A 631-nucleotide genomic window follows, 5' to 3' on the forward strand; every position below is an offset into this window, starting at 1 on the left:
AGAACTTGGTGCCGTTAGCAATCGAGTCGAGAGTTCGATCGATAATATCGCCATATCCAAAGTTAATACGGCTGAAGCGAGGAGCCGAATCAGTGACACTGACTATGCTCAGGTGGCCTCAGACCTAGCTGCGAGCCAAATAAGAGATCAGGTACAGATCGCCGTACAAGGACAAGCGAATAGTCAACGTGGCGCTGTGTTACAGCTTTTATCCTAACTTTCAATCGCACTTGAGCTAAATCTGCGCTACACTCGCGCCCGAAATCTAGTGAGGGCTTCATCTATTAGTCACATTCTATAGATAGACTGCCATTCCATCTCACTGAAAGCTCCTTTATATCGTCTCACCAGTAAAGGAAAAATTACTAAGGAAGGTAAAATGAAACATATAAGTCGCGCGGTCGCGCTAGTTCTATTTAGCTTGATCACCATACAAGCTCATGCAAACCCAATAGTTACCGAAATCCCAGAACCAACGACACTATCATTGATAAGTATCGGTTTAATTGGTCTAGGTTTGGCACGTCGTAAAGTTAAAAGCACTGACAAAGCGGGAACTCAGTAGCCTTACATCAAGCTGGAATTCGACGCTATTCTACAGCCACGCTTTGTTTCTCTGCCTCTGCCGGCT

2 protein-coding genes are annotated in these 631 nt (G+C 45.2%); both read left to right on the forward strand.

Translation table 11 applies throughout. The annotated features are described in order from the left end of the window. Window positions 1-217, forward strand: a 217-nt coding sequence (locus A3766_RS05720; RefSeq protein ID WP_255375313.1) for a flagellin, incomplete at its 5' end; no start/stop codon positions are given. 162 nt (window positions 218-379) lie between these two features. Continuing rightward, the gene (locus A3766_RS05725) at window positions 380-565 is read left to right on the forward strand and encodes a PEP-CTERM sorting domain-containing protein (RefSeq protein ID WP_068512423.1); all 186 of its coding nucleotides are present in this window, start codon (window positions 380-382) and stop codon (window positions 563-565) included. Window positions 566-631 lie beyond the last annotated feature (66 nt).

Source organism: Oleiphilus sp. HI0132 (assembly GCF_001635845.1).

Bases quoted from the DNA above. Each gene is read 5' to 3' on its own strand.
- A3766_RS05725 (WP_068512423.1), top strand. From the start codon at position 380: ATGAAACATATAAGTCGCGCGGTCGCGCTAGTTCTATTTAGCTTGATC.